The sequence below is a fragment of the Acinetobacter sp. Li1LvA2 genome (assembly GCF_056156705.1).
Genome location: NZ_JBSICF010000001.1, coordinates 174,018 through 196,676, shown reverse-complemented (window position 1 = coordinate 196,676; position 22,659 = coordinate 174,018). Strand labels below are relative to the sequence as shown.

The window sequence follows — 22,659 nt, the reverse complement described above, 5'->3', positions numbered from 1 at the left end:
GACCGTAAATGGTCTCTTTTTTAATGATGAGTTTTAAAAGTCTTTAATACTTTTTAGTGTAGTTTACAAACAATCGGTCTTCACCAAAGTCATTGCCGTGTTTTACGTTGTAATCAATACGAATGTATTGCAGGGCAAAACCTTTTAAGAGCGGTTGTTGAAATGCATAGTTTAAAATCACATTTGACTCGGTTTCATGGTTTTTCTCACCATTGGCTGCTTTAAAGTCATTTCCATAAACGTATTTCACCATCGCATTTAAGCCCGGAACGTAATCTTTAAAGTCATAGCCGTACATGACATGGTAAGACTTTTCGTCTTCTTTAAAGAATCCGGTGGCATTCCAGTTAATGAAGTAAGTTTCTGGCAAGAAACCATCTGGTAATGGGTAAGCTGATTCACCGATAATTTGTTGGTAACCTAAGCCAAAGGTATGATTTTTTACTTTAAGAGCCTCTAGCACGCCAATGTTTTGCGCATCAATATCAAAAGTATTGCCGTCATCTTTTGCATTGAAGTATTTAAACTTAGAAGTAAGCGCAAAATTAGGTTGTTTCCAATTATGCTCAAGTCCTACATAGTGTTTATTGTAGAGGTCTTCTAAATTACCAAAGTAATATTCACCCTTGAGTGACGGCGTAAATTGATAGCGCAGGTCAATATAATTTAAGCCATCAGATTCTTTCGTCATTCCATTTGCCGTAAAGGAAAACTTTTTAAAGTCTTCTTCATTACGTGGTGATACTTTTTCAACCCGACCAATTTCAGCATAGAGCTGATCTGAAAGTTGCGACTTAAGATTGGTTCCCCAATAAGAAGCAAGCAATTGTCGGCTTGCATCCACAGCTGTTACGGGCAGGTCTAACCAGAGTTCACCGACACTTAAAAGTGTTTTGTCATAACCCAGTTTTAAAGTGGCGCCGTATTTTAAAAAGTCCGATGCTTGAGATTGTGTTTCCTTATTAAAAGGCAAAACTGTGTCAGCAACATGTTTGTCTGAACTTAAGCGAACGGCGTATTGAACAGAAGCATCAGCCCCAATCGTAATCGGCTTATCTGCAATTTGCAGCGGAGTGTCATGCATTTTCGATTTATAAAATAAAGATGCTGCCTGAGACCAGCTACCCGTATCTTTGAGTGCATCATTAACAAAATTACGGTTAATATAGGCATTCTTTAGCGTGAACTTCCATTCATCTTCGCTTTGTTGAGTGGTATCTGCTGCCCACAACAATGAATGACCACTACAGATAAATAAAAGAGTAGAAAACTTTAAATATGGTGTTTTTAAATATTTCATGAAACAAATCATCCTTTAATTATTGTCTGCGCCATCCTTTGGCACAGACATATATTTGTTCAGTGGAATCGTGTTATCTCAATTCGAAGCAACTAAAACTTGAGACCGATTTTTCTTTAAACGTTTAATGAGTAACAACGAAACCGCGGCACAAAATGCAGGTATCGCTAAAATGCTTAAAATTTCAAAACTGGAGAGATTTAATGACATTAACCAGCCGCCCATAATTGACCCCACAATCGATCCTGAGCGCCCTACTGCATTGGCCCAACTTACCCCTGTTGCACGGCAATGTGTTGGATAAAAACTAGATGCAAAAGCATTTGCTCCCACTTGCGAACCACTAATTCCTGCACCTACACCAAACATGGCAAACATCAATAAAGCCGTATTTGCCTGTTCAATTCCAAACCCTAAACAAATCAGGAAAAAACCACCAAAAACATAAGCCGTACTTAAAATTTTGGTTGCATCCATCTTATCCATTAGCAGGCCTAAGACAATCGCACCAATCGTTCCACCTATTTGAAAAATTGAAGTCAGCCATGACGCGTTGGATAAATTAAAGCCCTCATTGGTTAATAAAGTAGGCATCCAACTTGAAATCATATAAATAATGAGAAGGCTCATAAAAAAGGTAAACCAAATCAAAAAAGTGCCCAAAGCAAAGCCTTTATTAAACAAATCTTTCAAACTTGATTTTTCGACTTCATTGACTGTTGGAACCAACGTAGGAGTACTATTTAAATGCGGTGCAATACGGTGAATAATCTTTTCAATTTTCTCGGTGCCCTTCTTTTTAAGTACTAAAAATCGAATAGATTCAGGTAATAAAAAATATAAGAAAGGTACAGTCGCTAAAGGCAATACGCCCCCAATGAGCAAGATACCGTGCCAGCCAATATGAGGAAGTAGCTGAGCCGAAAAAATGCCACCAAGAGCAGAACCCACAGTAAAACCACAGAACATCATGGTTACAAGATTAGAGCGACGAGATGTAGGCGCATATTCAGAGGTTAAAGTAATTGCATTGGGTAAAGCCCCACCTAGACCCAAACCAGTGAGAAATCTCCAATTAATCAGGGTTTGTAAATCTGCTGAAAAAGAGGCAAAAACACTGGCAATTCCAAACATAATAACCGAACCAATCAAAATCGGTTTACGGCCTAATTTATCGGATAACGGCCCAAAAATGAGTGCGCCGGCCATCAGTCCAAACAAGCCAGCGCCAAATAAAGGTGCCAAATCGGTTGCTTGCAACCCCCATTCTGCCTTTAAAGCAGGTGCAATAAATCCAACTGCTGCGGTATCAAATCCATCAATCGCAACAATCAAAAAACACAACCACATGATTAATTTTTGCAAAGACGATAGTGGTATTTCATCAATGAAACTTTGTACGTCTATAGAATTTTGAGACATGAGAGCTCCTTTCGCCAATACATTGGCGTATATGCAATCCTTAGCAAAGGTGCCCAACTGTATTTTTTATTTAGGTTGAGCACCTATTTCAATAAATCAGATCAATTTGATTTATTTCACATTCACCGTAATTCCAGTCAGTCCAGTAATGTCTGCACGCATAACATCACCTTTCACTACAGCACCCACGCCTTCTGGAGTTCCTGTAAAAATCAAATCACCTGCTTTTAATTCAAATAACGTAGATAAATTGGCAATCGTTTCGGCCACAGACCAAATTAGGTGACTAACATCGCTGTGCTGTTCGGTTTTACCATTTACCGTTAAATGAATATCGGCATTATTGATTTCACCCGTTTGAGTAATCGGATGAATTGGGCCAACTGGTGCAGAAAAATCAAAAGCCTTACCGATTTCCCATGGGCGGCCTTTTTCACGCATTGCCATCTGTAAGTCACGGCGTGTCATATCTAAACCAACGGCATAGCCATAGATATAGTTCACTGCATCCTCAACTGAGACATTTTTGGCATCTTTACCAATTGCAACAACCAACTCAATTTCATAATGAAAATTTGAAGTTTCAGATGGGTATGGAATATCAACCGCATCTGTATTTACTGGAACAACCGACTCAAGATCATTTGGCTTACAAAAGAAAAATGGTGGTTCACGGTCTGGGTCAAAACCCATTTCACGTGCATGAGCAGCATAGTTACGGCCAACGCAATACACACGGCGTACTGGAAATTTATGCTCTGAGCCGTGAATAAATAGACCCGCAGTGGTCATTGGTTCAAAAATAAATGACATATATGAATTCCTTCTATTAAGTTAATCACGACTCAAAATGCATCAGCCTGCTGTTCAGGTGCTGCTTTTTGAAATGCTTCTAAGGTCATGCAATGTTGGTAAATTTCATTAATGTTTGGATAAGCCGATAAATCGACTTTAAAACGCTCGGCAGAAACTACTTGTGGAACTAAATAAGCATCTGCAATGGTAGGTTGCTTGCCATAGCAGAACTTTTCGCGACTCTGGTCTTGTTCCAAAATATGTTCTAAAGCAGCAAATCCATCCTGAATCCACTTGGCACACCATGCATTGATTTGTGCATCATCCAGCCCTAAGTTCTGGCGTAAATATTCAAGAACACGCTTGTTGTTTAATGGGTGAACATCGCATCCAACTAAAGCAGCAATGGCACGGACTTTTTCACGACCCAATGCATCTGTAGGTAATAAAGCGGGTTCGGGATATTGCTCTTCTAGCCATTCGATAATGGCTGGACTTTGCAACAAGTTTCCCGATTCAGTTTCAAGTACGGGTACAAACCCTTGCGGATTTAAAGCTTTAAAAGCAGCTTGATGGTGTTCGTTTTTAGCGAGCGAGATATAAGCTGGTTCGTAAGCCAAACCCTTTAGGTTCAACACAATGCGGGTTCGATGTGATGTACCGCTACGGAAAAAGCTATAAAGTTTCATGCCACATTTCCTTGATAGTTTTTCACTGCATCAAGGCAGTTGTTGACATTCCAGCCATACAACCATTCCATTGCATCATAAAAACGTTCAGTAGGACGTCCACGCCACAAGTCGTTGCGAACCAAGCGTTGCACTCCTTTAGCATGGTAAATTTTGCCCATTTCACGTGAAGACAAAACAATGCGTGCTGTACGTGCCACACGTGCTTTTTGGTAGATATCAAAAGCTTTTAAAATGTCATGGTCGGTAACACGTAACGCTTCACCTAAAGTTACAGCGTCTTCCATCGCCATACATGCACCTTGCGCCATATATTGCGTGGTTGGATGTGCTGCATCGCCAAGTAATGTCACACGGCCAAAAGTCCATGTTTCAATCGGTTCACGATCTGCGGTTGCCCAGCGGCGCCAGCTTTTAGGTAACTCAATCAATTGACGGGCTTTCGGGCAAATTCCTTGAAAATAAGACAGCACTTCTTCTTTGGAACCATCGGTTACGCCCCACTGTTCTTGCTCACGGCTATGGAACGTAACCACAACGTTATATTCCTTTCCGCCGCGCAGTGGATAATGCACAAGGTGGCAATTTGGTCCTACCCAAATACTGGCTGCATTCCATTTCAAGTCTTCAGGAAACTCGCTTTCAGGTACAACAGCACGGTAAACCACATGACCTGTAACCAGTGCAGGGTCACCCACATAGGTATCACGCACAACAGATTTAACACCGTCCGCACCGATAAGTGCCTGACCATGATATTGCGTACCGTTTTGATCGGTAATCGTTACGCCAGCATCATCTTGGTCAACCTTTTGAATATGACAATTAGTGATAATTTCCAAGTTGCCGTATTGTTTTGCACCTTCCACCAATGAACCATGAATATCGGCACGGTGAATCACCGCATATGGGTTACCAAAACGTTCACGGAATTTTTCATCGGTTGGAATTTTGCCGACCTGATATTCATCAATCGCATCATGCATGACCATATAGTCGGTATAGACCGCTTTACTGCGAGCAATTTCACCAATTCCTAGCGCATCAAAGGCATGAAAAGCATTCGGGCCTAGTTGAATACCTGCTCCGATCTCACCAATTTCAGGGGCTTGTTCAAAAACCTGTACCTTAAAACCTTGTTTTGCCAAAGCCAGTGCAGCTGCAAACCCGCCAACGCCGCCACCAGCAATTAATATCGGTTGTTGAGTATTTGACATGATTTATATCCTTATAAAATATTCTATTTACTGGCGCTCACGCACAGAGTACAAACCCAGTTTCCGTTGTAAGGGTGCTTCATCTGCAATAAACAAATAGCATGGTTGATCTGAGGTATTGATTAAATCAATATGAGCAAAACATGGCGCACATGCCGTATCAGCGTTATTTAAATTGAAATCTTTCTGATCAATTTTGACTTGGAGCTGACCGTCAATCACATGAAAAATTTGGGCAGTAGAGCGCGGTTGGAGCTGTAAAGTTTCATTTGGTCTGAGCATTAAAGCTGAGTAACCAATAATATTTTGACAGTCATCGCCAGTTTCAGGATTGATGTAAGTCACCTGAATTGGGGCTTGATGGTTTTTATCATCTGCAAGCGCGTGCAAAACTTTTTTGGTTTCTTTCCAAGAGTAGCGCATGATCGGATACGAGGCATTTTCACGGGTAAAATGTGCAGTTGGTACAATGCCCGTTCCATAATGATGAGCATTTCCAGCACTGGTCACTTTTTGGATTTCACCCGGTTGTACATAAGAAGCTTCCATGTAATAAACCAAAGGCAAATCCAGTACATCTAACCAGATCACAGGTTCATCGCCATCATGTCCATGTTCATGCCAAAGTCCAGATGGTGTAAGGATTAAATCTCCATGCTCCATCTTGCATTTTTGACCTTCAACCGTTGTATAAGCACCTTCACCTTCAACAATCAGGCGCACTGCATTTGGGGTGTGTCGATGCGATGGCGCCCACTCTTTTGGCAACAAAAGCTGCATGCCAAGATACATGACTGAACTGGCTTTCATATTTTCCAGACCATGTCCGGGATTGGCTAAAACCAATACACGACGTTCAGCTTTTTCAATCGGTGTTAACTCACCTGCTTCGAGCAATAAAGGTTTAATATTCTGAAAATACCAAGCAGTTGCTACGGTCTGCGGCATCGGTTTATGCGGGGGCAATACATTGCGTAAACTTGGCCACAAAGGGACTAAATTTGATTCTTCAAGTTGACCAAGATAACGTTTCGGCAAGTCATCTAGTGTTGCTAACTGTTCCATTTCAGATCCTCTATTTAAGGCCAATTTGTACAAGAATGCTTTGTACTTTTACGGCCTATTCTTCCTTGATCATCAATGTAACAATCGAAAATTGTTGAATCCATGCACAAAAAACAATAGTCTGTATTGATAAAATCAATACAAGGAAATTAAAGTGTTTGATCTTGATACTCGGCTGTTACAAATTTTCTTTGAAATTTATAAATATAGCAGTGTGTCTAAAGCTGCCGAACAGCTTGAAATTGGACAACCGACTTTAAGTATTGCGTTAAATAAATTACGTGAGCATTTTCAGGACCCACTTTTTGTCCGTATTGAAAATAAGATGCAACCTACTGAGTTATCGAAACAAATATATCCGCTGGTTGTAGAAATTCTGAACCGCCTGAAATTGGTTCAAAACTACAATATTGAATTTGATCCACAGACTTCAAATTATCAATTTAAAATCAGCATGACTGATATTAGCCATCTGGTTTTATTACCTAAACTGATCAATTATTTACGTGCCCATGCCCCCAATATCCGCTTAGAAATTGTCCCCATTGATGCCAATACGCCAGTAATGATGTCAAATGGAGAGATTGATTTAGCCATTGGTTTTTTGCCTCAGCTCGAAGCAGGTTTTTATCAGCAAACACTTTTCCAGCAACGTTATATTTGTATTGCTAGTAAAGAACATCCGAGGCTTACAGGCACAACGCTTTCAGACCAAGAATTTCGCCAAGAACTACATGTCGATATTTTTGCAACGGGTGGACACTACGTGCTGGAGCATGAGTTACAAAAACTGGGAGTAAACCGAAATATTCTGGTTCGTTTGCCAAGCTATTTAGGGGTTGGCTTGGTTGTTCAAGACACAGACGCGATTGCGACCATTCCTCATTATTTAAGTCAGGTGCTTTTAGTTAGAGGTGGCTTAAAAGTTTTAGAACCGCCTTATCATTTTCCGACTTATAGCGTAAAGCAGCATTGGCATGCACGAGTTCATCAAACACCAAGCAACCAATGGTTAAGAAGAGTATGCTTTGAACTTTTTTCTGAATAGAATATTTAAACAGACACCATTAAAAATTGAATAAAAACAAAAAGACTTTACATAGATGAATAAAATCTCACTACACAAAGTCTTTATAAACTCTTTTTTTAATTAATCTAAATTCATGGCAACCGATCTGGTTGCTTTACGCTTTCGCGTGACAAACAACCCGCAAATGACCACCAGCAAAGTTACGCCTAAAGATAAAGTGGTTTCATAACTATAGGTTGGTGATAAGAACATATAACCTAAAACTGTCATAATGACCAAAATCACAAACCACGTTAACCATGGGAACAACCACATTTTAAAAGATATAGCTGCGCCCTCTTTTTCCAATTTATGTCTTAAACGTAATTGTGAAAATGCGATTACAAGATAAACCAGTAATGCGATTGAACCTGTGGTGGATAACAAGAACCCAAAGACTTGCCCAGGAAACATATAGTTCACCGCACAGCAGATCACACCAACTAAAGTCGATAAAAATACGGCGGAAGTCGGTACACCTGCCCTATTAATTTTTGTCACAATACTCGGTGCTTCGTGGCGTGTACCTAAAGCAAATAACATTCGAGATGAGGTATAAACCGCGGCATTCATACAGCTTGCAACCGCAATAAAAACAACAGCATCCATAATCAATTTAGTTTCAGGTACATTTAAACTCATTAATACAAACTGAAAGGTGCCGAATTTTTGTAAGTCAGGTGAACGCCAATCGACCAAAGCAACCGCAAGAAAAATCGAAACAACAAAGAATAAAATAATTCGATAAAGCACTAAATTGGTTGCACGTTTAATTTTTTCTTCCGGATTTTTAGATTCTGCCGCTGCAATAGAAAGAATTTCTATTCCAAAAAATGAAAATGCCGAGATTAAAATGGCTGACAAAACACCGCCCATTCCGTGTGGCATAAATCCACCATTTGAAAATAGGTTGCCAACACCACTGACATTTGTTGCTAAAGGCCACATTCCAAATACAGCCATTGCTCCAATGATAATAAACACTACAATCGCAATGACTTTAATGAGTGCAAACCAAAACTCAAATTCACCAAAGCTTTTGGTACTAAAAAAGTTAGCTAGACTGAGTAAAATAATAAAGGCAAACGCATAAACGGCACTAGAAATTTGCGGGAACCAAGCGTGTAAAATTTCAGCTCCTGCAATGGCTTCGATTGGAATCACCAACACCCAAAACCACCAATATAACCATCCAATGGTAAACCCAGCCCAAGGACCAATAGCTTTACGGGCATATGTAGAAAATGAACCTGTATCAGGTTGCGCGACCGCCATTTCTCCCAGCATGCGCATAACCAGAAAAACTAAAATACTTGTAATTATATAAGCGAGTACGGCGGCAGGCCCTGCTTTTGCAATTGCCGCAGAAGAGCCTACAAATAAACCTGCACCAATAACACCACCAATACTAATCATGGTGACATGTCGATTAGAAAGTCCTTCACTTAATTTTATTGTTTTATCATTGTTCATATTCGATTCCTTCAAATTGACAAACTGATTTTAAAACCGTCTTAAAAATGTACTTCTCCAACTTGTACGAAACAAAAAAGGGAAAATCAGAGTTTTCCCTTTTTATTGATTAATTTAATGTAGGCATAGCAAATTGTTTGGCTTCACGAACTTGTGTTGAAGGCCAACGTTGGGTAATGGTTTTACGACGTGTATAAAAACGCACCCCATCTGGCCCATACGCATATAAATCACCGAACAACGAACGCTTCCAACCACCAAAGCTATGATATGCAACTGGTACAGGTAATGGCACATTGACCCCAACCATACCAACTTGAATATTGCTGGTAAAATAACGTGCAGCCTCGCCATCACGAGTGTAAATACACGTTCCATTACCATATTCATGGTCATTAATGAGTTGCATTGCATCTTGCATGGTTTGTACACGAATGACCTGTAAAACAGGACCAAATATTTCTTGCTGGTAACTTGTCATGTCTGGTGAAACTTGATCAATTAAAGTCGGCCCAACAAAAAAACCGTTTTCATAACCTGCCGGTTTTGCATCACGACCATCTACAACAATTTTAGCACCTTGTTGCTCTGCACTTTGGATAAAAGCTTGTACTTTGTCTTTATGTGCTTGTGTAATGAGCGGTCCGAAGTCATTACGCTCATCTGCATAGTGCCCAAACTTTAATTGCTTCATTTCTTGTTTTAATTTTTCTATCACAATATCGGCAACTTCATCGCCAATAGCAACTGCGACTGATAATGCCATACAACGTTCACCAGATGAGCCAAATGCAGCACCTAATAAAGAAGTCACGACATTATCAACATCGGCATCAGGCATAATAATCGCATGATTTTTTGCTCCGCCTAAAGCTTGGCAGCGCTTACCACTCGCCGTTGCCGTACGGTATATGTACTCTGCAATAGGGGTTGAACCCACAAAACTAACTGCCTGAATTTTAGGATGATGTAGCAAGGTATCAACTGCTTCTTTATCACCATTTACAACATTGAAAACACCATCAGGTAATCCAGCTTGTTTTAAAAGCTCCGCTAAAAATAAAGCAGCAGAAGGCGCTTTTTCCGAAGGTTTTAAAATAAAACAGTTACCGCAAACAATCGCCATTGGGAACATCCATAATGGAACCATTGCAGGAAAGTTAAAAGGCGTAATCCCCGCCACTACACCTAGCGGTTGAAATTCGCTCCACGAATCAATATCTGGACCCACATTTTTTGAATATTCGCCTTTTAAAAACTCAGGCGCACCACATGCATATTCAACATTTTCAATACCACGTTGTAATTCACCTTTAGCATCGTGGCAAATTTTTCCGTGTTCTTCACCAATGAGTTGGCAAAGCTTGTCAGCATTTTCTTCAAGTAATTGCTTAAATTTAAACATCACACGTGCGCGTTTAATCACTGGTGTATCACGCCATGCTGGAAAAGCCTGCTCTGCAATTTGAACCACTTTGTTGACCAACTCTGCGTCTGCAAGTGCAACTTCTTTTGTACTCTCACCTGTCGCTGGGTTATAAATAGGTTGTTTCTTGGTGGTTTTAGTGACGAGACCACCATCAATAAAATGCCCTACCACGTTAATGGCTTGCTGACTTGAATCTGTTTCTGTGTTGGCAACCGCGTTACTGTCAAAATTCTCTAAAGTGTTCATCTTTATTCCTTGTGTCTATTCATCTTGTCCAATTAAGTTCTAAGTCGATCAGTGTTATTTCACTTGATAAATTGCCTCACCCACGGCATTCATGAGTCGTTGTAACTCTGCCTCAGTGCTATTAAACATTGGGCCAAACTGAAGCGTATCTCCGCCAAAACGGACATAGAAACCTGCTTTCCAAAGTTGCATGCCAATTTCAAAACCACGAATCGTCGCATCGCCATCACGCGGTGCTAATTGCACAGCACCAATCAGCCCGCAGTTGCGTATATCAAGAATGTTTGGAGCGCCTTTTAATTCATGTAAAAGCTTTTCAAAGTTTGGAGCTAAAGCAGCTGATTGATGAATTAAATTTTTCTTCTCTAAAACACCAAGTGTTGCTAAAGCCGCTGCACAAGCCACTGGGTGCGCCGAATAGGTATAGCCATGGGTAAATTCAACCGCATGTTCAGGTAAATCTTGCTGCATAAAGGCATCATAAATTTCATGGCTTGCCACTACGCCACCCAGTGGAATAGCGCCGTTGGTAATTTGTTTGGCAAAATTTAAAATATCTGGTGTAACGTCAAAATATTCTGAAGCCGTCCAAGTCCCCATTCGCCCAAAACCAGTAATGACTTCATCAAAAATAAGTAAGATATCGTGTTGATCGCAGATTTCTCTCAAGCGTTTTAAATAACCAGTCGGCGGCACAATACATCCTGCCGAACCTGACACTGGCTCTACAATAACCGCAGCAATATTCGAAGCATCATGTAGCTCAATTAACTTAAGCATCTCATTGGCAAGCTCTACCCCACCTGTTTCTGCACAGCCTTTGGTAAAACTTAAATCGGGCTGCAAGGTATGCGGTAAGTGGTCTACATCCATAAGCTGACCAAACATTTTTCTGTTGCCACCGATACCACCAAGACTTGTCCCCGCAACGTTTACACCATGGTAGCCACGGGCACGTCCAATCAGTTTGGTTTTACTTGGTTTGCCTTTAATTCGCCAATAGGCACGCGCCATTTTAATTGCGGTGTCGGCAGACTCTGAACCCGAGTCGGTAAAGAACACATGCTGCAATTTTTCAGGCATAAGTTGAATAATTCGTTCAGCCAATTGAAACGACAACGGATGACCAAACTGAAATGCTGGTGAATAATCCAGCTTTGCTAACTGAGTACTTACGGCTTGCTGAATTTCAGGAAGCGTATGCCCAGCACCACATGTCCACAGTCCAGATAATGAGTCGTAGACTTCACGGCCAGTACTATCAATTAAATATGATCCTTTCGCACTAACAATCATGCGCGGATCTTTATGGAAATTACGATTTGCAGAAAATGGCATCCAATGCGCTTGATAATTTAAGCTCATCTGAGCATTTGATTGAACGGTTTCCGATGCAGAATCTCCATCAGATAATTTGTCGATATCAAACATAATCACTCTTCTTGTTTTGAGGCTATTTTTTGAGTGTACATAGCACTATAGTTTTGATAAATTCAAATTATCTTGAGTTTAGATTTAAAAAAACAAAACTAAATGAAACCTAAAAAATTAAATCAAGTCACTGATTTTGATATTAAATTACTTAAAGTATTTAAAACGGTTTGTGACTGTCACAGCTTTACATCTGCCGAAAGTATTCTTGGCATTAGTCGTTCTGCAATTAGTTTGCATATGAGCGATTTAGAGAATCGTTTGGGCATTCGGCTATGTCAGCGCGGCCGCGCAGGGTTTGCATTGACTGATGAAGGACGAGAAATTTTAGAATATATAGAAGTGCTCACGGCTTCTATCGAAGACTTTCGCTCCAAAGTCAATCAAATGCATAACCGTCTAAAAGGCGAATTTAATATAGGTATTATTAATAACCTTGTGACCATGCCAAGTGGCTACATTACCAATACGCTGGCACAACTTGCCGAAGAACATTCTGAGGTAATTATTAACATTAGCATGAGCACACTTTCAGATATTGAATGCCGCGTGCTAGATAACCGTTTACATGCGGGAGCCATTCCCCTTGTGACTCCGCTGTCTGGCCTAGACTATTTTGACTTATATAGCGAAAGTTCATTTTTGTACTGCGGTAAAAACCATCCCTTGTTTGGCAAATGTAGCAAGATGAAACTAGATGAATTAAAAAAATGGCAAGCTGTACTTCCTAATTATGCAATCACACCTGAAGCGGCAAAGTTGCACCAGCTTTTAGACTGTAAAGCGACAGCCAGTGACCGTGAAGGAATTGCATTTCTGATTTTAACGGGAAAATTTTTAGGTTTTTTACCCGACCACTATGCAAAGAAATGGGTTGAAGATGGTTTTATGCAAGCCGTTTCAAAGGAAAAAATGCATTACAGCACACCCATTTGCTTAATTACTCACAAAGGCAAAAACCACAATATTATTTTAAAAACTTTTATGGAAATGCTTGAGAAGCGGGTGCTGAATCATTAGGGAGGTAGTTTCTACCTCCGCCAGATCGTAAAAAAATCCACTACAAACCAAAATTAAAGATTATAAAAAGAATTAGTTAATTGCTATTTCATAATGAAAATTATGAGCCAAGCCAAACGACTCACGGTATTCAACTGCAACCCCTTCAAGATTTTTTGCAATACGGCATACCTTAACTAAAGGATCTTCCAGCTTATTATTTAAATAGCTATCTTTGATATTTTTCTCAAAAGTTAACCGTTCTGTTGCAGAAGAAATAAATTGGCCACAGTGCTGATAATAAAAAGGATAAAGTAAATTACCAAACTCAGCGATCGGAATTTCTTCCAGATTTTTAAATAAATGTTCAGGCAACCAAATTCTTTCGCTTAACACAACGACTTCTTCATGCTTACGCACACGCTCGATATAAAGCAACTTTTCGGTAAGGCCAAGCCCTAGTTCTGCATTTACTTCCGATATTGCATCACACACTTCTACTTTTTTAATTTGACCTAGTGGCTGAATGAACTCGCCTTTTTTATTACGAAGTCTAAAAAAACGAATAAGTGAGTTTTCAAAATTAGGTTGTTTTAAAAAAGTGCCTTTTCCTTGCAACTTAACCAACAAGCCGTCCTCAACCAATCCTTCAACCGCCTTTCTAACGGTTCCTACCGATACGCTATACATTTGCGCAAGTTCTTGTTCACTTGGAATAGGCTCTTCAACTGTCCATTTTGACTGAATCAGGAGTTTTTGAAGTTCCCAACGGACCTTTTCATATCTTGGCAATTTAAAATTTTTAAATGCAGTCTCATCAAGCATTTGCGTTAAACATTATGAAATCGATTTGACAATATTAGCATAGTTCTGTGTAATACAAAAAACCAAACATATATATGTTTAGATGTTTATATATTTATCAAGGAAGATAATATGACTGCATTGATGCTGATGGCTTTAGCCGTATCAATAGGTTTAGGTTATAAAACGAAAATTAATATTGGATTTTTTACAATAGCGTTTGCCTACCTGATTGGTTGCTTTGGCATGGGTCTTAAGCCTTCTGAAGTTATTGAATTATGGCCTGTCAAAATTTTCTTTATTATTTTATCTGTTACTCTGTTTTATAACTTTGCTCTGGCAAATGGCGCATTAGAAAAGCTCGCCAGTCATCTTTTATATAAGTGCCGTAAGTTTCCTCAGTTTTTACCTTTAGCGATTTTTTTCGCCGCGACCATTATTGCCGGCCTAGGCGCAGGTTTTTATACGGTGCTTGCTTTTATGGCACCGATTACCCTGCTGCTGTGTAAAAAAACCAATATGAATATGATTATTGGTGGGATGGCTGCAAATTACGGCGCTTTAGCTGGCGCAAATTTTATGACATCACAAAGTGGCATTATTTTCCGAAGCTTAATGGAAAATACAGGCATTAGCTCTCAAACCGCTTTTTCATATAGTAGCGGAATTTTTGTCTTAACTTTAATTATTCCAATTGCAGTATTGGGAATTTACACCCTCTGGAATAGAAAAAGTAATTCAATTGTCATTGAAGATCAAAAGCCTGAGCCATTCGACAAAAAGCAGAAACAATCAATTTTTCTCATTATTTTAATGATGTCGATTGTTTTGGTTTTTCCCATATTGCACCTTGTTTTTCCAGATGCAAAAACCATCAGTTTTTTAAATTCCAAAATTGATATTGCTTTCCTTGCCATTACCTTTTCACTCATCAGTTTACCCATGAAACTTGCCGATGAGAAAAAGGTCGTTGCACTTGTGCCTTGGGGAACGCTTATCATGATTTGTGGTGTCGGTATGCTCATCGCATTAGGCGTGAAACTCGGCATTATTACGACACTTTCAGAATGGTTAGCACACAACGTTCCAGTTTGGGTTATTCCAGTACTGCTATGCCTGATTAGTGCCATCATGTCTGTCTTTTCAAGCACGCTTGGTGTTGTTGCCCCAACCCTATTTCCAATTGTTCCAGCGCTTGCAATTACGTCTGGATTAAATCCACTTGTGCTCTTCATTTGTATTGTTGTGGGGGCACAAGCTACAGCTATTTCTCCTTTCTCATCTGGCGGTAGCCTCATTATGGCTTCAGCACCAGCAGATATCGATAAAACCAAATTCTTTAATCAACTGTTATTTAAAGCCATTCCTGTAGGACTAATCGCAGCTTTAATCGCTATTTTCGCTTTAAAATTTGTAATGTGAGATGGAAATGAACTGTATAGATACACATGCACATGTTTTTTCGATACAGGACCGCAGTATCGAAACAGCACGATACGCACCTGATTACGATGCAACTGTACAAAGTTTTGTCTCTCATCTTGATCGGCACAATTTCACGCATGGCATTCTGGTTCAACCTAGCTTTTTGGGAACCAATAACCAAGCAATGTTAAATGCGATTCAGCAATACCCTGAGCGTTTAAAAGGAATCGCCGTTGTTCAACATACGACGGCTTTTGATGAGCTATTGCAACTGAAAGAACAAGGCATCGTCGGTATTCGCTTAAATCTATTCGGTCTTAACCCTCCTACGTTAAATGCGCCTGAATGGCAAAAGTTTTTACGGCATTTGGAAAGCCTCAACTGGCAAGTTGAAGTACACGCGCCACCGAAATATTTAATTCAGCTTTTACCACAATTGGGTGAATACAACTTTGATGTTGTGATTGACCATTTTGGTCGAATTGATCCAATTAAAGGGATTGATGATCCCGATTATGAAAAGTTTTTAAGCTTACTTAACGTACAACAACACTGGATTAAAGTGTCTGGTTTCTACCGTTTGGGCGCTATACCCAACAGCATAAATACAGCCCAACAGGCCTATAACATTTTTAAAGAAAAAGGTTTTTTACACAAGCTCATTTGGGGAAGTGACTGGCCACATACCCAACATGAATCACATGTGACTTTTGAAGATGCGATTCATACCTTTAAACAGATTGTGTTTGATAAACACGAGCAATGTTTAATTTTAAACCAGAACCCTACCGAGCTTTTTGGTTTCTCACGTACATAAGGAGTATGTATGAACAATCATATATCTATATCGGAAGTAGAAAAGTCAACGATCCGTAAACTTTCTTTTCGTATTCTTCCCTTCCTCATTCTTTGTTATTTCATCGCTTATATTGATCGGGTGAATATTGGTTTCGCCGCTTTAACCATGAACCAAGAAATTGGTTTAACTGCTACCGCCTTTGGTTTCGGTGCGACATTATTCTTTATTGCCTACGTTATATTTGAAATTCCCAGCAACATGGCAATGGAAAAGCTGGGGGCACGTATCTGGATTGCAAGAATCATGATTACTTGGGGAATTGTGGGTTGCTGTACCGCCTTCATTACCGGCCCCATTTCTTATTCGATTTCAAGATTTTTACTCGGCGCTGCCGAAGCTGGTTTTTTCCCGGGCGTACTACTGTATTTAACGCTCTGGTTCCCAAAACGATATATGGCTCGAATTGTTGCTGTATTTATGGTTGCCATTCCTTTATCTAACTTTATCGGTTCACCGTTATCTGCTTTATTATTAGGTTTACATGGTTTACTGGGTTTAAGTGGATGGCAAGTGCTTTTAATTTTAGAAGCCTTACCCGCGATTCTTCTTGGTTTATTTTGTCTTGTATGGCTGCCTAACACTGCAAATAATGTTAAATGGTTAAATCAAGAAGAAAAGGAATGGCTCTCAAACACCTTAACTTTTGAAAAAAACCAATTGTTAAATTCTGAAAAACAAGACAGTGCTGAGCAGAAAAAGAGTAAGTTTAAACTTCTTATTACCAATAAATATTTATGGTTCTTCGCAATTATCTATGCAGGAAGTTCAGCAACCAGCAATATTTTATCGTTATGGATGCCTCAAATTTTAAAAGCCTTTCATTTAACTGCTATGCAAACCGGTCTGTTAAATATGATTCCGTTTGGTTTAGCCGCTGTGTTTATGATTGTTTGGGGCATACATGCTGATAAAAGTGGTAATAAGAGTTTGAACACAGCTATTCCGCTATTTGTGACGAGTCTTGGTTTGCTTCTTACGATTTTTACTTCATCTTTAACATTAAGCTTGCTTTTATTCTCGTTAGTTTTGATGGGTAACTATGCCATTAAAGGTCCTTTCTGGGCTTTGGTTTCTGAACGTTTACCACCTACTTTAGTTGCTGTGGGCATTGCGGCGGTCAATACTATCGCGCATATTGGTACTGGCCTTATGAACTCTATCATGGGCATAGTCAAAGACTACTCGGGTAGTTTCCCTATTTCTCTTTTACCGCTATGTATGCTTACATTTACGGGTGCAATGATTGCGTTATATTTGGGAAGGAAACCAACTTTGCCGAAGGCGCAAAAGGTTCAAAAAGTGGTTTAAGCAATGATATTTAATTTGCTCTCATAATTTAAGAAAGCCCTACTAAAAACAATATTTAGCAGGGCTTTCTTTACTGTAGTAAATACGATTCTAATTTAAAGACAAATATTAAAAACGATACCCCACACCTAGATATGTAATTAAAGGATCAATATCAACTTTGGTTGAGGCATGAATTAACTGCTTACCTGTTTTGCTATCAATCACATCAATATTTGCGCGGTTATTTAACTTTGCATAGGACACTGAACCAACGGCATACCAATTTGGTGTGATGTCATAAGTAGCTCCTAGACTCACAATTGGGGCAATCGCATCAGTTGCTTTAACTCGAACATATGGATTTGCACTCGAAGTTTTACCATCTAAAGCTGCACCAGCATTGTTATCTAGAACATTCTGAATCATATGCCCCGCAGCAATTAAGTCAGAATTAATTTGGTCGTTTAACTTAATATTGGAAAAGCGTGAATACATAATTCCGGCACCAATATATGGCCGAAATTTATTTACTCCTGCCTTTCCGAACTGATATTGAGCCTCTAACGCTGGAGTCCATGCACGTACCGTAGCTGCTTTCGATTTATTACCAAGATTAGTAATCGGAATGTCTTGTAATAAATCAAGTTTATCCCCTATAACCAAAGCAGCTAACCCTTCAGGATTTGCAAAACCAGATAACGGAGCGTTGATTTCTCCTTTCCCCTTAATATCAACTTTTGGAGGAATCCCACCGATGAGCTGTAATGACACATTTTCGTTAACGTAATAATTAAACATTAATCCCAAAGTATCTATATCATCAGCTTCAAGGCCTGACCCTTGAGCTTCCCATTGCTCCAATCCTTTAATCGTTGCTGTACCCGTGATATCTGGCGAAACCATGTCATTTTCATCTACAAGCCCTAATAACTGACCAACCGATTGTTGCTGATTGCCGTTTTCATCGACTGGATGACTAAATACCATATCGAGAACTTCTTTGGTATTTTCCCCAGTTGATAATGTTGCATTAGGGTCTATTGATTTCATAAATGCTGAAGTAGAAATAGTTCCGACTTTGGCAGTGGTTCCATTTGCTACAGCAGTATTGATGTTGAATGGATTTGCCTTTCCTTGTGGCATGACATGCAACCACCCAGCAGACACAGAAAACCGTTTAAATTCTGCATGTGCTGTTTGAGTTCCCGTTACAAAAGCCACTGCAAGCAGATTTCCGCCTATTAATTTTAAAATATCCATTTTATTTCCTTTATTTTATTTAAGAGGTTTCCATTAACCTCTTCATTTAAAATAAAGATTTTTTTAACTTTTGGTAAAATTTTCCGATAAAAAGTATTATAAAACAATATATTAAGTTTACTTAATTTATTATAATTGATTGAAAAATATACAATACAAGTGAACTTTCTATGGAAATTTATAAATTAAAAAAAGCCCACCTTCCGATGAGCTTATTTTTGATTAGATTAAATCCAACTTTTTTTATATTTTACCCATTAAAAAACCCACCCAAGTGAGTCATTTGTACTCTATATAATAGCTGTTGCCATCGGAACTGTAGAAAACAGAATTTGAAGTAGGGTAAATAAATTCACCTTTTAACAAAATATATTCAACTTTTGGTCTCTGAACTCTAGATGAATGTTTGATTTTATTAGTATTTACTTCCGTATAGTTTGCCTGTGCTCTTTTTTCTTTACCTTGGAAATCAATAATTGTAATGTCTTTTAGCATCAATATGCTCCAATTTAATCATGCATATTATGCCTAACAATATTTTTATACTATCAATATTTTGTAGACAACTTGATTGAATTAATTTTTAAAACTGTATTAATCCACTATCTTAAAATAATTTATATATGTGTGCTTTATGTACCCCTACTTGAAATTTGGAAAGCGTAATTTCAAAATTTAAAGGATAAAACTCAACAGGTTATATATAATTGATTTTATTTATGAAATAAGTCGTCGAGATAAAGATCTTTTCTAGGACATATCAACACATATCAGTCTTAAAACTACCGCAATGTAAAGGCGTTTAAAGCGTACTATGAACTCTCCCTAGTGAAGATAAGAAGATAAAAATGTCAGGTTTTAAAAGTTTTTCACAAAATACAACTAACAACACTAATATCATCAAAGCTCAAATGAACAAGCATTCTGCGACAACACCACCTACTGAAACTGAACCATCAGAGGTTCCTGGCACCGTAAAAGACCTGCCTGAGAATAATGAACAACCTGATCCAAATAACAAATAATTTCTTATTAACAGTGCCTTGGAAGATGTTTTGAGGCTCTGCTACTATAAAAAATAAATTAGTGCACTGATTTATTTTAATATTAACTACTTTTATCAATTTGATTTGTTTAGTTATTTAAGAAATTACAGCCATTCATTCTAGAAAATTGATATGACTAGTCTCTCAGATATGAGGGGCTTTTTTAATTGATTTTAAACTTAACTAGTATTTATCTGCCCATAAGAAAAAGAGCACTTAAGTGCTCTCTCATCCTTATTGATTTTTATATAAGGCAAAATTTATTGCCCTTTCATATGCTTGTTCCTGTAGCTCCGTATATACGTAGAAATGTTGTTCTGCCTTGGTAACAGGATTAATAAGTTTCATTGGTTCATAACTATGAGTATTTAAATCATTAGGATCAACATCAAAAGCTTCTAATTGCTGCTCTCTCCACTCTCCACTTAGAACACCACCCACACAAAGCCACTTCGTTGTATTGCCCGACATATCTAATCCTTATTTTTGGAGGTGTTCACATACCATATCACGTCGATCTTTATGCCGTATTATCTTTTTTATGACTAAAAAATTGTTTATCTAATTTTGGCGAATTCTACTGTCGTTAATTTTTATGTTGTTCAAAATCCTAAATGATTTAGCTCATTTAAAGCTAAAAAAATTCAACTAAAAAACCGCCCCAGAGGCGGTCGCTGTAATCTTTTCAGCAGTGTAAAGAAGTATGATGCACCTACACTTCCATATTCTTCTCACGAAGATATTTTAGTTTTTTTAAAGTAATCCTCAGATTTAAAATAATTTATTATCATTTCAACACTTTCTTCTTTTTGTGGGGTTATTGGTACAGATTTGATATCTATATTAAATTCAAAACCTTTTGGTATCATCTGAGAGGTAGGAGGAAGTTTTGGCTTTCCACCGATTGTTATTCTTTCAATAAAGCCTGCCAGCCACAAAATAAACTCATCTTCATTTTGAAACTTAGGCATGATAGAAAGATCAATTTTGACTTCGCACTCAGCTAATGGCTTTGAGAGACACTCTTCAAAATTGATAAAATTATGTTTAAGTTTAAACTCAGTACCTTTAATAGCTTTACGGATTTCACTGATTAGACAATTTAAGTTCTCAACTGTATTTTCAGTATATAACTTATCATTTTTTATTTTTTCATATACTTTATCTGCGATAGCTAAATACCTTGGCATCTCCATCTCCTTATAGTTATGAGATTCAAAAGTCTTTTTACGCTTCAGTACCTCTTTATGAAATTATGATAAATTTAACGTTAAAAAATGAAATAATAATATGATTAAATGTAATTACCATAGTTTCTATGTAAGTATTATTCTTTATGCCCTTAAAAAAATATGGTTTTGCTAATTAATTCGCAATATAGTTGTGAAGATTTAATATCAACTCTTCAATGAAGATTCTATTTGAATTTTATGCTTAATATCGTTTTCCTCATCAGTATAGGTTAGTGTTCGTTCATCCCTTCTTTTTCTTAATTTTTCAATTTCAGAATCAACTTTCGCCGTAAGCAAAGATTCCTCTTCTTCTTCCTCATTAGGAATGTAGCCAATTCTTGTTTTCATAATTTGACACTCCTGTTATATCGCATTGTTATGTCAACACACCTAAATAAACAAGAGAGTTTGTGTATTTTTTCTAAAAAATAAAATTGAATTCTATAACAAACAACAAAAAAGCCCACCTTCCGATGAGCTTTTTATTTAATTAAAAATAACGGTACGTATTAGTCGTTAAATTCTGCTAATACAAAGTTTTTTACTATTTCATCAAAAGTTGGTTTCAGAAGAGCTTGCTCGCTATTTTTTATAGTTTTATAACAATAACTCGCTGCAACTCCCATACTGAACAAAGCTAACAATTTCATTGCTCACCTCAGTTATTGGGAAGAGTGAAATTTAAAGTATCATTCACGTTTGTAGCGTTCCAACTCGTTTTAGCGAGGTTTCTGTATACTTTTTAAGCAATGTGTAATAAAAAAAATTAGAATTATTTCCCAAGAAAAGAAGCATAACTATTAATTATCCTTCTTTGTATTACTTACGATTGAGCTTCAATAAACTACTAAATTTAGTTACATACTTTTGCCACTTTAAAAAATTCTTTTGTATTATAAAACATACTAATTTCTCCCCATTTTACATTATCTTTCTCTCTATAAATTATATCTTTAACAACAGTACCCTCAGAGTTAATAACAGCATCCGCTACCAATGCAGCTTGCTGAGTATTACAGTTTATTTTCATTTTAATAAATCTTTTACCTAGCCAAGTGGGACGACCATTGGGCTTCATAACTCCAGTAAACATCATAGAAATTATGGGGTACCCATCACTGTAATGTTCACGTACACCTGGTCTAACATACGTGGCATCCGAATTGTTTTTGGTTAAAAATATCCATGTAATATCATTTTCAATAATAGTTTTTTCTTCAGCTTTATTTTTCGAAAGATACGTTGCAATAGATTCATTATTAACTTCCTGTTGGACAAAACCTAACTTGGAATGATCTACTTCACTAATATTTTTTTTTGAATTTTCATCTACTGCCTGTTTCGGAACTTCATATTGATTGCTAGAGGATGACGGATCATAGATTGTTTTTGGTTGAGAATAACTATACACATAACTGCTACTTGAAGGTGTTGTTTTTGTACCTATCTTTCCATTATATGGATTGACGTTACCAGCTGTACTCCAATTATTATAAAGTCGAGCGTCTGGACTAGAACGCATATGTGGACTCACATAAGTTCCATTTTTACGATAATATCCACGGACTGATACTCCTGCATAGACAAAAGATGTATAGAAATTGCTTG

23 protein-coding genes are annotated in these 22,659 nt (G+C 38.0%); 6 read left to right on the top strand and 17 right to left on the bottom strand.

Going from position 1 to position 22,659, the window contains the following annotated elements:
• Positions 1 to 43: 43 nt before the first annotated feature.
• The 6 genes from ACS604_RS00925 to ACS604_RS00900 all read right to left on the bottom strand — a co-directional run bounded on the left by ACS604_RS00925 (position 44) and on the right by ACS604_RS00900 (position 6,488).
• Complete coding sequence (locus ACS604_RS00925) at positions 44 to 1,300, bottom strand: OprD family outer membrane porin (protein ID WP_353154002.1); 1,257 nt, start codon at positions 1,298 to 1,300, stop codon at positions 44 to 46.
• 78 nt (positions 1,301 to 1,378) lie between these two features.
• Complete coding sequence (locus tag ACS604_RS00920; RefSeq protein ID WP_353154005.1) at positions 1,379 to 2,722, bottom strand: MFS transporter; 1,344 nt, start codon at positions 2,720 to 2,722, stop codon at positions 1,379 to 1,381.
• Positions 2,723 to 2,833: 111 nt separating this feature from the next.
• Positions 2,834 to 3,535 carry a fumarylacetoacetate hydrolase family protein gene (locus tag ACS604_RS00915; RefSeq protein ID WP_167563540.1) on the bottom strand — a complete coding sequence of 234 codons (702 nt, stop codon included), beginning with the start codon at positions 3,533 to 3,535 and terminating at the stop codon, positions 2,834 to 2,836.
• A 32-nt stretch (positions 3,536 to 3,567) separates the two neighbouring features.
• Positions 3,568 to 4,206 (bottom strand): maleylacetoacetate isomerase, encoded by a 639-nt coding sequence (gene maiA, locus ACS604_RS00910; protein WP_353154010.1) that lies wholly within the window; start codon positions 4,204 to 4,206, stop codon positions 3,568 to 3,570.
• Positions 4,203 to 5,423, bottom strand: a complete 1,221-nt coding sequence (locus ACS604_RS00905) for a 3-hydroxybenzoate 6-monooxygenase (protein ID WP_474769516.1) — start codon at positions 5,421 to 5,423, stop codon at positions 4,203 to 4,205. The genes maiA and ACS604_RS00905 overlap by 4 nt, the downstream gene beginning before the upstream one ends.
• A 27-nt stretch (positions 5,424 to 5,450) precedes the next feature.
• Positions 5,451 to 6,488, bottom strand: coding sequence for a cupin domain-containing protein (locus ACS604_RS00900; RefSeq protein WP_474769515.1), 1,038 nt, complete (start codon positions 6,486 to 6,488; stop codon positions 5,451 to 5,453).
• 154 nt (positions 6,489 to 6,642) lie between these two features.
• Here ACS604_RS00900 and ACS604_RS00895 point away from each other — a divergent pair, with 154 nt between their 5' ends.
• Positions 6,643 to 7,536 carry a LysR family transcriptional regulator gene (locus ACS604_RS00895; protein WP_474769514.1) on the top strand — a complete coding sequence of 298 codons (894 nt, stop codon included), beginning with the start codon at positions 6,643 to 6,645 and terminating at the stop codon, positions 7,534 to 7,536.
• A gap of 102 nt (positions 7,537 to 7,638) precedes the next feature.
• Here ACS604_RS00895 and ACS604_RS00890 read toward each other — a convergent pair whose 3' ends face one another.
• The 3 genes from ACS604_RS00890 to aptA all read right to left on the bottom strand — a co-directional run bounded on the left by ACS604_RS00890 (position 7,639) and on the right by aptA (position 12,142).
• Complete coding sequence (locus tag ACS604_RS00890; RefSeq protein WP_199945777.1) at positions 7,639 to 9,030, bottom strand: amino acid permease; 1,392 nt, start codon at positions 9,028 to 9,030, stop codon at positions 7,639 to 7,641.
• A gap of 109 nt (positions 9,031 to 9,139) precedes the next feature.
• Entirely contained in the window at positions 9,140 to 10,705 is a 1,566-nt protein-coding gene (locus tag ACS604_RS00885; RefSeq protein WP_474769513.1) for a CoA-acylating methylmalonate-semialdehyde dehydrogenase, read from the bottom strand.
• A gap of 54 nt (positions 10,706 to 10,759) precedes the next feature.
• Positions 10,760 to 12,142, bottom strand: a complete 1,383-nt coding sequence (gene aptA / locus ACS604_RS00880) for an omega-aminotransferase AptA (RefSeq protein WP_474769512.1) — start codon at positions 12,140 to 12,142, stop codon at positions 10,760 to 10,762.
• Between the two features lie 96 nt (positions 12,143 to 12,238).
• On the opposite strand from aptA, the gene ACS604_RS00875 reads away from it, so the two are divergent.
• On the top strand, positions 12,239 to 13,156 hold the full coding sequence (locus tag ACS604_RS00875; protein WP_474769511.1) for a LysR family transcriptional regulator: 918 nt from the start codon (positions 12,239 to 12,241) through the stop codon (positions 13,154 to 13,156).
• A gap of 72 nt (positions 13,157 to 13,228) precedes the next feature.
• Here the strand turns inward: ACS604_RS00875 and ACS604_RS00870 are convergent, their stop codons facing one another.
• Positions 13,229 to 13,960 carry a GntR family transcriptional regulator gene (locus ACS604_RS00870; RefSeq protein WP_151962906.1) on the bottom strand — a complete coding sequence of 244 codons (732 nt, stop codon included), beginning with the start codon at positions 13,958 to 13,960 and terminating at the stop codon, positions 13,229 to 13,231.
• A 111-nt stretch (positions 13,961 to 14,071) separates the two neighbouring features.
• Between ACS604_RS00870 and ACS604_RS00865 the strand changes: the two genes are divergently transcribed.
• Genes ACS604_RS00865 through ACS604_RS00855 form a run of 3 tightly spaced genes read left to right on the top strand, consistent with a single transcriptional unit; the run spans position 14,072 to position 17,531 of the window.
• Positions 14,072 to 15,361, top strand: a complete 1,290-nt coding sequence (locus ACS604_RS00865; RefSeq protein ID WP_474769510.1) for an SLC13 family permease — start codon at positions 14,072 to 14,074, stop codon at positions 15,359 to 15,361.
• A 7-nt stretch (positions 15,362 to 15,368) separates the two neighbouring features.
• Positions 15,369 to 16,181 carry an amidohydrolase family protein gene (locus ACS604_RS00860; protein WP_474769509.1) on the top strand — a complete coding sequence of 271 codons (813 nt, stop codon included), beginning with the start codon at positions 15,369 to 15,371 and terminating at the stop codon, positions 16,179 to 16,181.
• A 9-nt stretch (positions 16,182 to 16,190) separates the two neighbouring features.
• On the top strand, positions 16,191 to 17,531 hold the full coding sequence (locus ACS604_RS00855; RefSeq protein WP_474769508.1) for an MFS transporter: 1,341 nt from the start codon (positions 16,191 to 16,193) through the stop codon (positions 17,529 to 17,531).
• 108 nt (positions 17,532 to 17,639) lie between these two features.
• Here the strand turns inward: ACS604_RS00855 and ACS604_RS00850 are convergent, their stop codons facing one another.
• Positions 17,640 to 18,773, bottom strand: a complete 1,134-nt coding sequence (locus ACS604_RS00850; RefSeq protein ID WP_474769507.1) for an OmpW/AlkL family protein — start codon at positions 18,771 to 18,773, stop codon at positions 17,640 to 17,642.
• A gap of 279 nt (positions 18,774 to 19,052) precedes the next feature.
• On the bottom strand, positions 19,053 to 19,268 hold the full coding sequence (locus ACS604_RS00845; protein WP_004792153.1) for a hypothetical protein: 216 nt from the start codon (positions 19,266 to 19,268) through the stop codon (positions 19,053 to 19,055).
• A 353-nt stretch (positions 19,269 to 19,621) separates the two neighbouring features.
• Here ACS604_RS00845 and ACS604_RS00840 point away from each other — a divergent pair, with 353 nt between their 5' ends.
• Positions 19,622 to 19,798 carry a hypothetical protein gene (locus tag ACS604_RS00840; protein ID WP_171293574.1) on the top strand — a complete coding sequence of 59 codons (177 nt, stop codon included), beginning with the start codon at positions 19,622 to 19,624 and terminating at the stop codon, positions 19,796 to 19,798.
• Between the two features lie 255 nt (positions 19,799 to 20,053).
• On the opposite strand, the gene ACS604_RS00835 is transcribed toward ACS604_RS00840, so the two are convergent.
• From ACS604_RS00835 to ACS604_RS00815, 5 genes are all read right to left on the bottom strand, one after another.
• Entirely contained in the window at positions 20,054 to 20,290 is a 237-nt protein-coding gene (locus ACS604_RS00835; RefSeq protein ID WP_004792149.1) for a hypothetical protein, read from the bottom strand.
• A 260-nt stretch (positions 20,291 to 20,550) separates the two neighbouring features.
• The gene (locus ACS604_RS00830) at positions 20,551 to 21,009 is read right to left on the bottom strand and encodes a hypothetical protein (RefSeq protein WP_107881380.1); all 459 of its coding nucleotides are present in this window, start codon (positions 21,007 to 21,009) and stop codon (positions 20,551 to 20,553) included.
• A gap of 207 nt (positions 21,010 to 21,216) precedes the next feature.
• Complete coding sequence (locus ACS604_RS00825) at positions 21,217 to 21,399, bottom strand: hypothetical protein (protein WP_004792145.1); 183 nt, start codon at positions 21,397 to 21,399, stop codon at positions 21,217 to 21,219.
• Between the two features lie 161 nt (positions 21,400 to 21,560).
• On the bottom strand, positions 21,561 to 21,701 hold the full coding sequence (locus tag ACS604_RS00820; RefSeq protein ID WP_107881382.1) for a hypothetical protein: 141 nt from the start codon (positions 21,699 to 21,701) through the stop codon (positions 21,561 to 21,563).
• A gap of 203 nt (positions 21,702 to 21,904) precedes the next feature.
• Positions 21,905 to 22,573 (bottom strand): hypothetical protein, encoded by a 669-nt coding sequence (locus ACS604_RS00815; RefSeq protein ID WP_474769506.1) that lies wholly within the window; start codon positions 22,571 to 22,573, stop codon positions 21,905 to 21,907.
• Positions 22,574 to 22,659 lie beyond the last annotated feature (86 nt).

Excerpts from the sequence above, each read along its gene's own strand:
- ACS604_RS00860 (WP_474769509.1), top strand. The coding sequence starts at position 15,369 with ATGAACTGTATAGATACACATGCACATGTTTTTTCGATACAGGACCGC.
- ACS604_RS00890 (WP_199945777.1), bottom strand. The coding sequence starts at position 9,030 with ATGAACAATGATAAAACAATAAAATTAAGTGAAGGACTTTCTAATCGA.
- ACS604_RS00815 (WP_474769506.1), bottom strand. The coding sequence starts at position 22,573 with ATGCGTTCTAGTCCAGACGCTCGACTTTATAATAATTGGAGTACAGCT.
- ACS604_RS00820 (WP_107881382.1), bottom strand. The coding sequence starts at position 21,701 with ATGAAATTGTTAGCTTTGTTCAGTATGGGAGTTGCAGCGAGTTATTGT.
- ACS604_RS00905 (WP_474769516.1), bottom strand. The coding sequence starts at position 5,423 with ATGTCAAATACTCAACAACCGATATTAATTGCTGGTGGCGGCGTTGGC.
- ACS604_RS00845 (WP_004792153.1), bottom strand. The coding sequence starts at position 19,268 with ATGCTAAAAGACATTACAATTATTGATTTCCAAGGTAAAGAAAAAAGA.
- ACS604_RS00915 (WP_167563540.1), bottom strand. The coding sequence starts at position 3,535 with ATGTCATTTATTTTTGAACCAATGACCACTGCGGGTCTATTTATTCAC.
- ACS604_RS00900 (WP_474769515.1), bottom strand. The coding sequence starts at position 6,488 with ATGGAACAGTTAGCAACACTAGATGACTTGCCGAAACGTTATCTTGGT.
- ACS604_RS00825 (WP_004792145.1), bottom strand. The coding sequence starts at position 21,399 with ATGAAAACAAGAATTGGCTACATTCCTAATGAGGAAGAAGAAGAGGAA.
- maiA (WP_353154010.1), bottom strand. The coding sequence starts at position 4,206 with ATGAAACTTTATAGCTTTTTCCGTAGCGGTACATCACATCGAACCCGC.
- ACS604_RS00855 (WP_474769508.1), top strand. The coding sequence starts at position 16,191 with ATGAACAATCATATATCTATATCGGAAGTAGAAAAGTCAACGATCCGT.
- ACS604_RS00885 (WP_474769513.1), bottom strand. The coding sequence starts at position 10,705 with ATGAACACTTTAGAGAATTTTGACAGTAACGCGGTTGCCAACACAGAA.
- ACS604_RS00835 (WP_004792149.1), bottom strand. The coding sequence starts at position 20,290 with ATGTCGGGCAATACAACGAAGTGGCTTTGTGTGGGTGGTGTTCTAAGT.
- ACS604_RS00875 (WP_474769511.1), top strand. The coding sequence starts at position 12,239 with ATGAAACCTAAAAAATTAAATCAAGTCACTGATTTTGATATTAAATTA.
- ACS604_RS00865 (WP_474769510.1), top strand. The coding sequence starts at position 14,072 with ATGACTGCATTGATGCTGATGGCTTTAGCCGTATCAATAGGTTTAGGT.
- ACS604_RS00830 (WP_107881380.1), bottom strand. The coding sequence starts at position 21,009 with ATGCCAAGGTATTTAGCTATCGCAGATAAAGTATATGAAAAAATAAAA.
- ACS604_RS00850 (WP_474769507.1), bottom strand. The coding sequence starts at position 18,773 with ATGGATATTTTAAAATTAATAGGCGGAAATCTGCTTGCAGTGGCTTTT.
- ACS604_RS00920 (WP_353154005.1), bottom strand. The coding sequence starts at position 2,722 with ATGTCTCAAAATTCTATAGACGTACAAAGTTTCATTGATGAAATACCA.
- ACS604_RS00870 (WP_151962906.1), bottom strand. The coding sequence starts at position 13,960 with ATGCTTGATGAGACTGCATTTAAAAATTTTAAATTGCCAAGATATGAA.
- ACS604_RS00925 (WP_353154002.1), bottom strand. The coding sequence starts at position 1,300 with ATGAAATATTTAAAAACACCATATTTAAAGTTTTCTACTCTTTTATTT.
- ACS604_RS00840 (WP_171293574.1), top strand. The coding sequence starts at position 19,622 with ATGTCAGGTTTTAAAAGTTTTTCACAAAATACAACTAACAACACTAAT.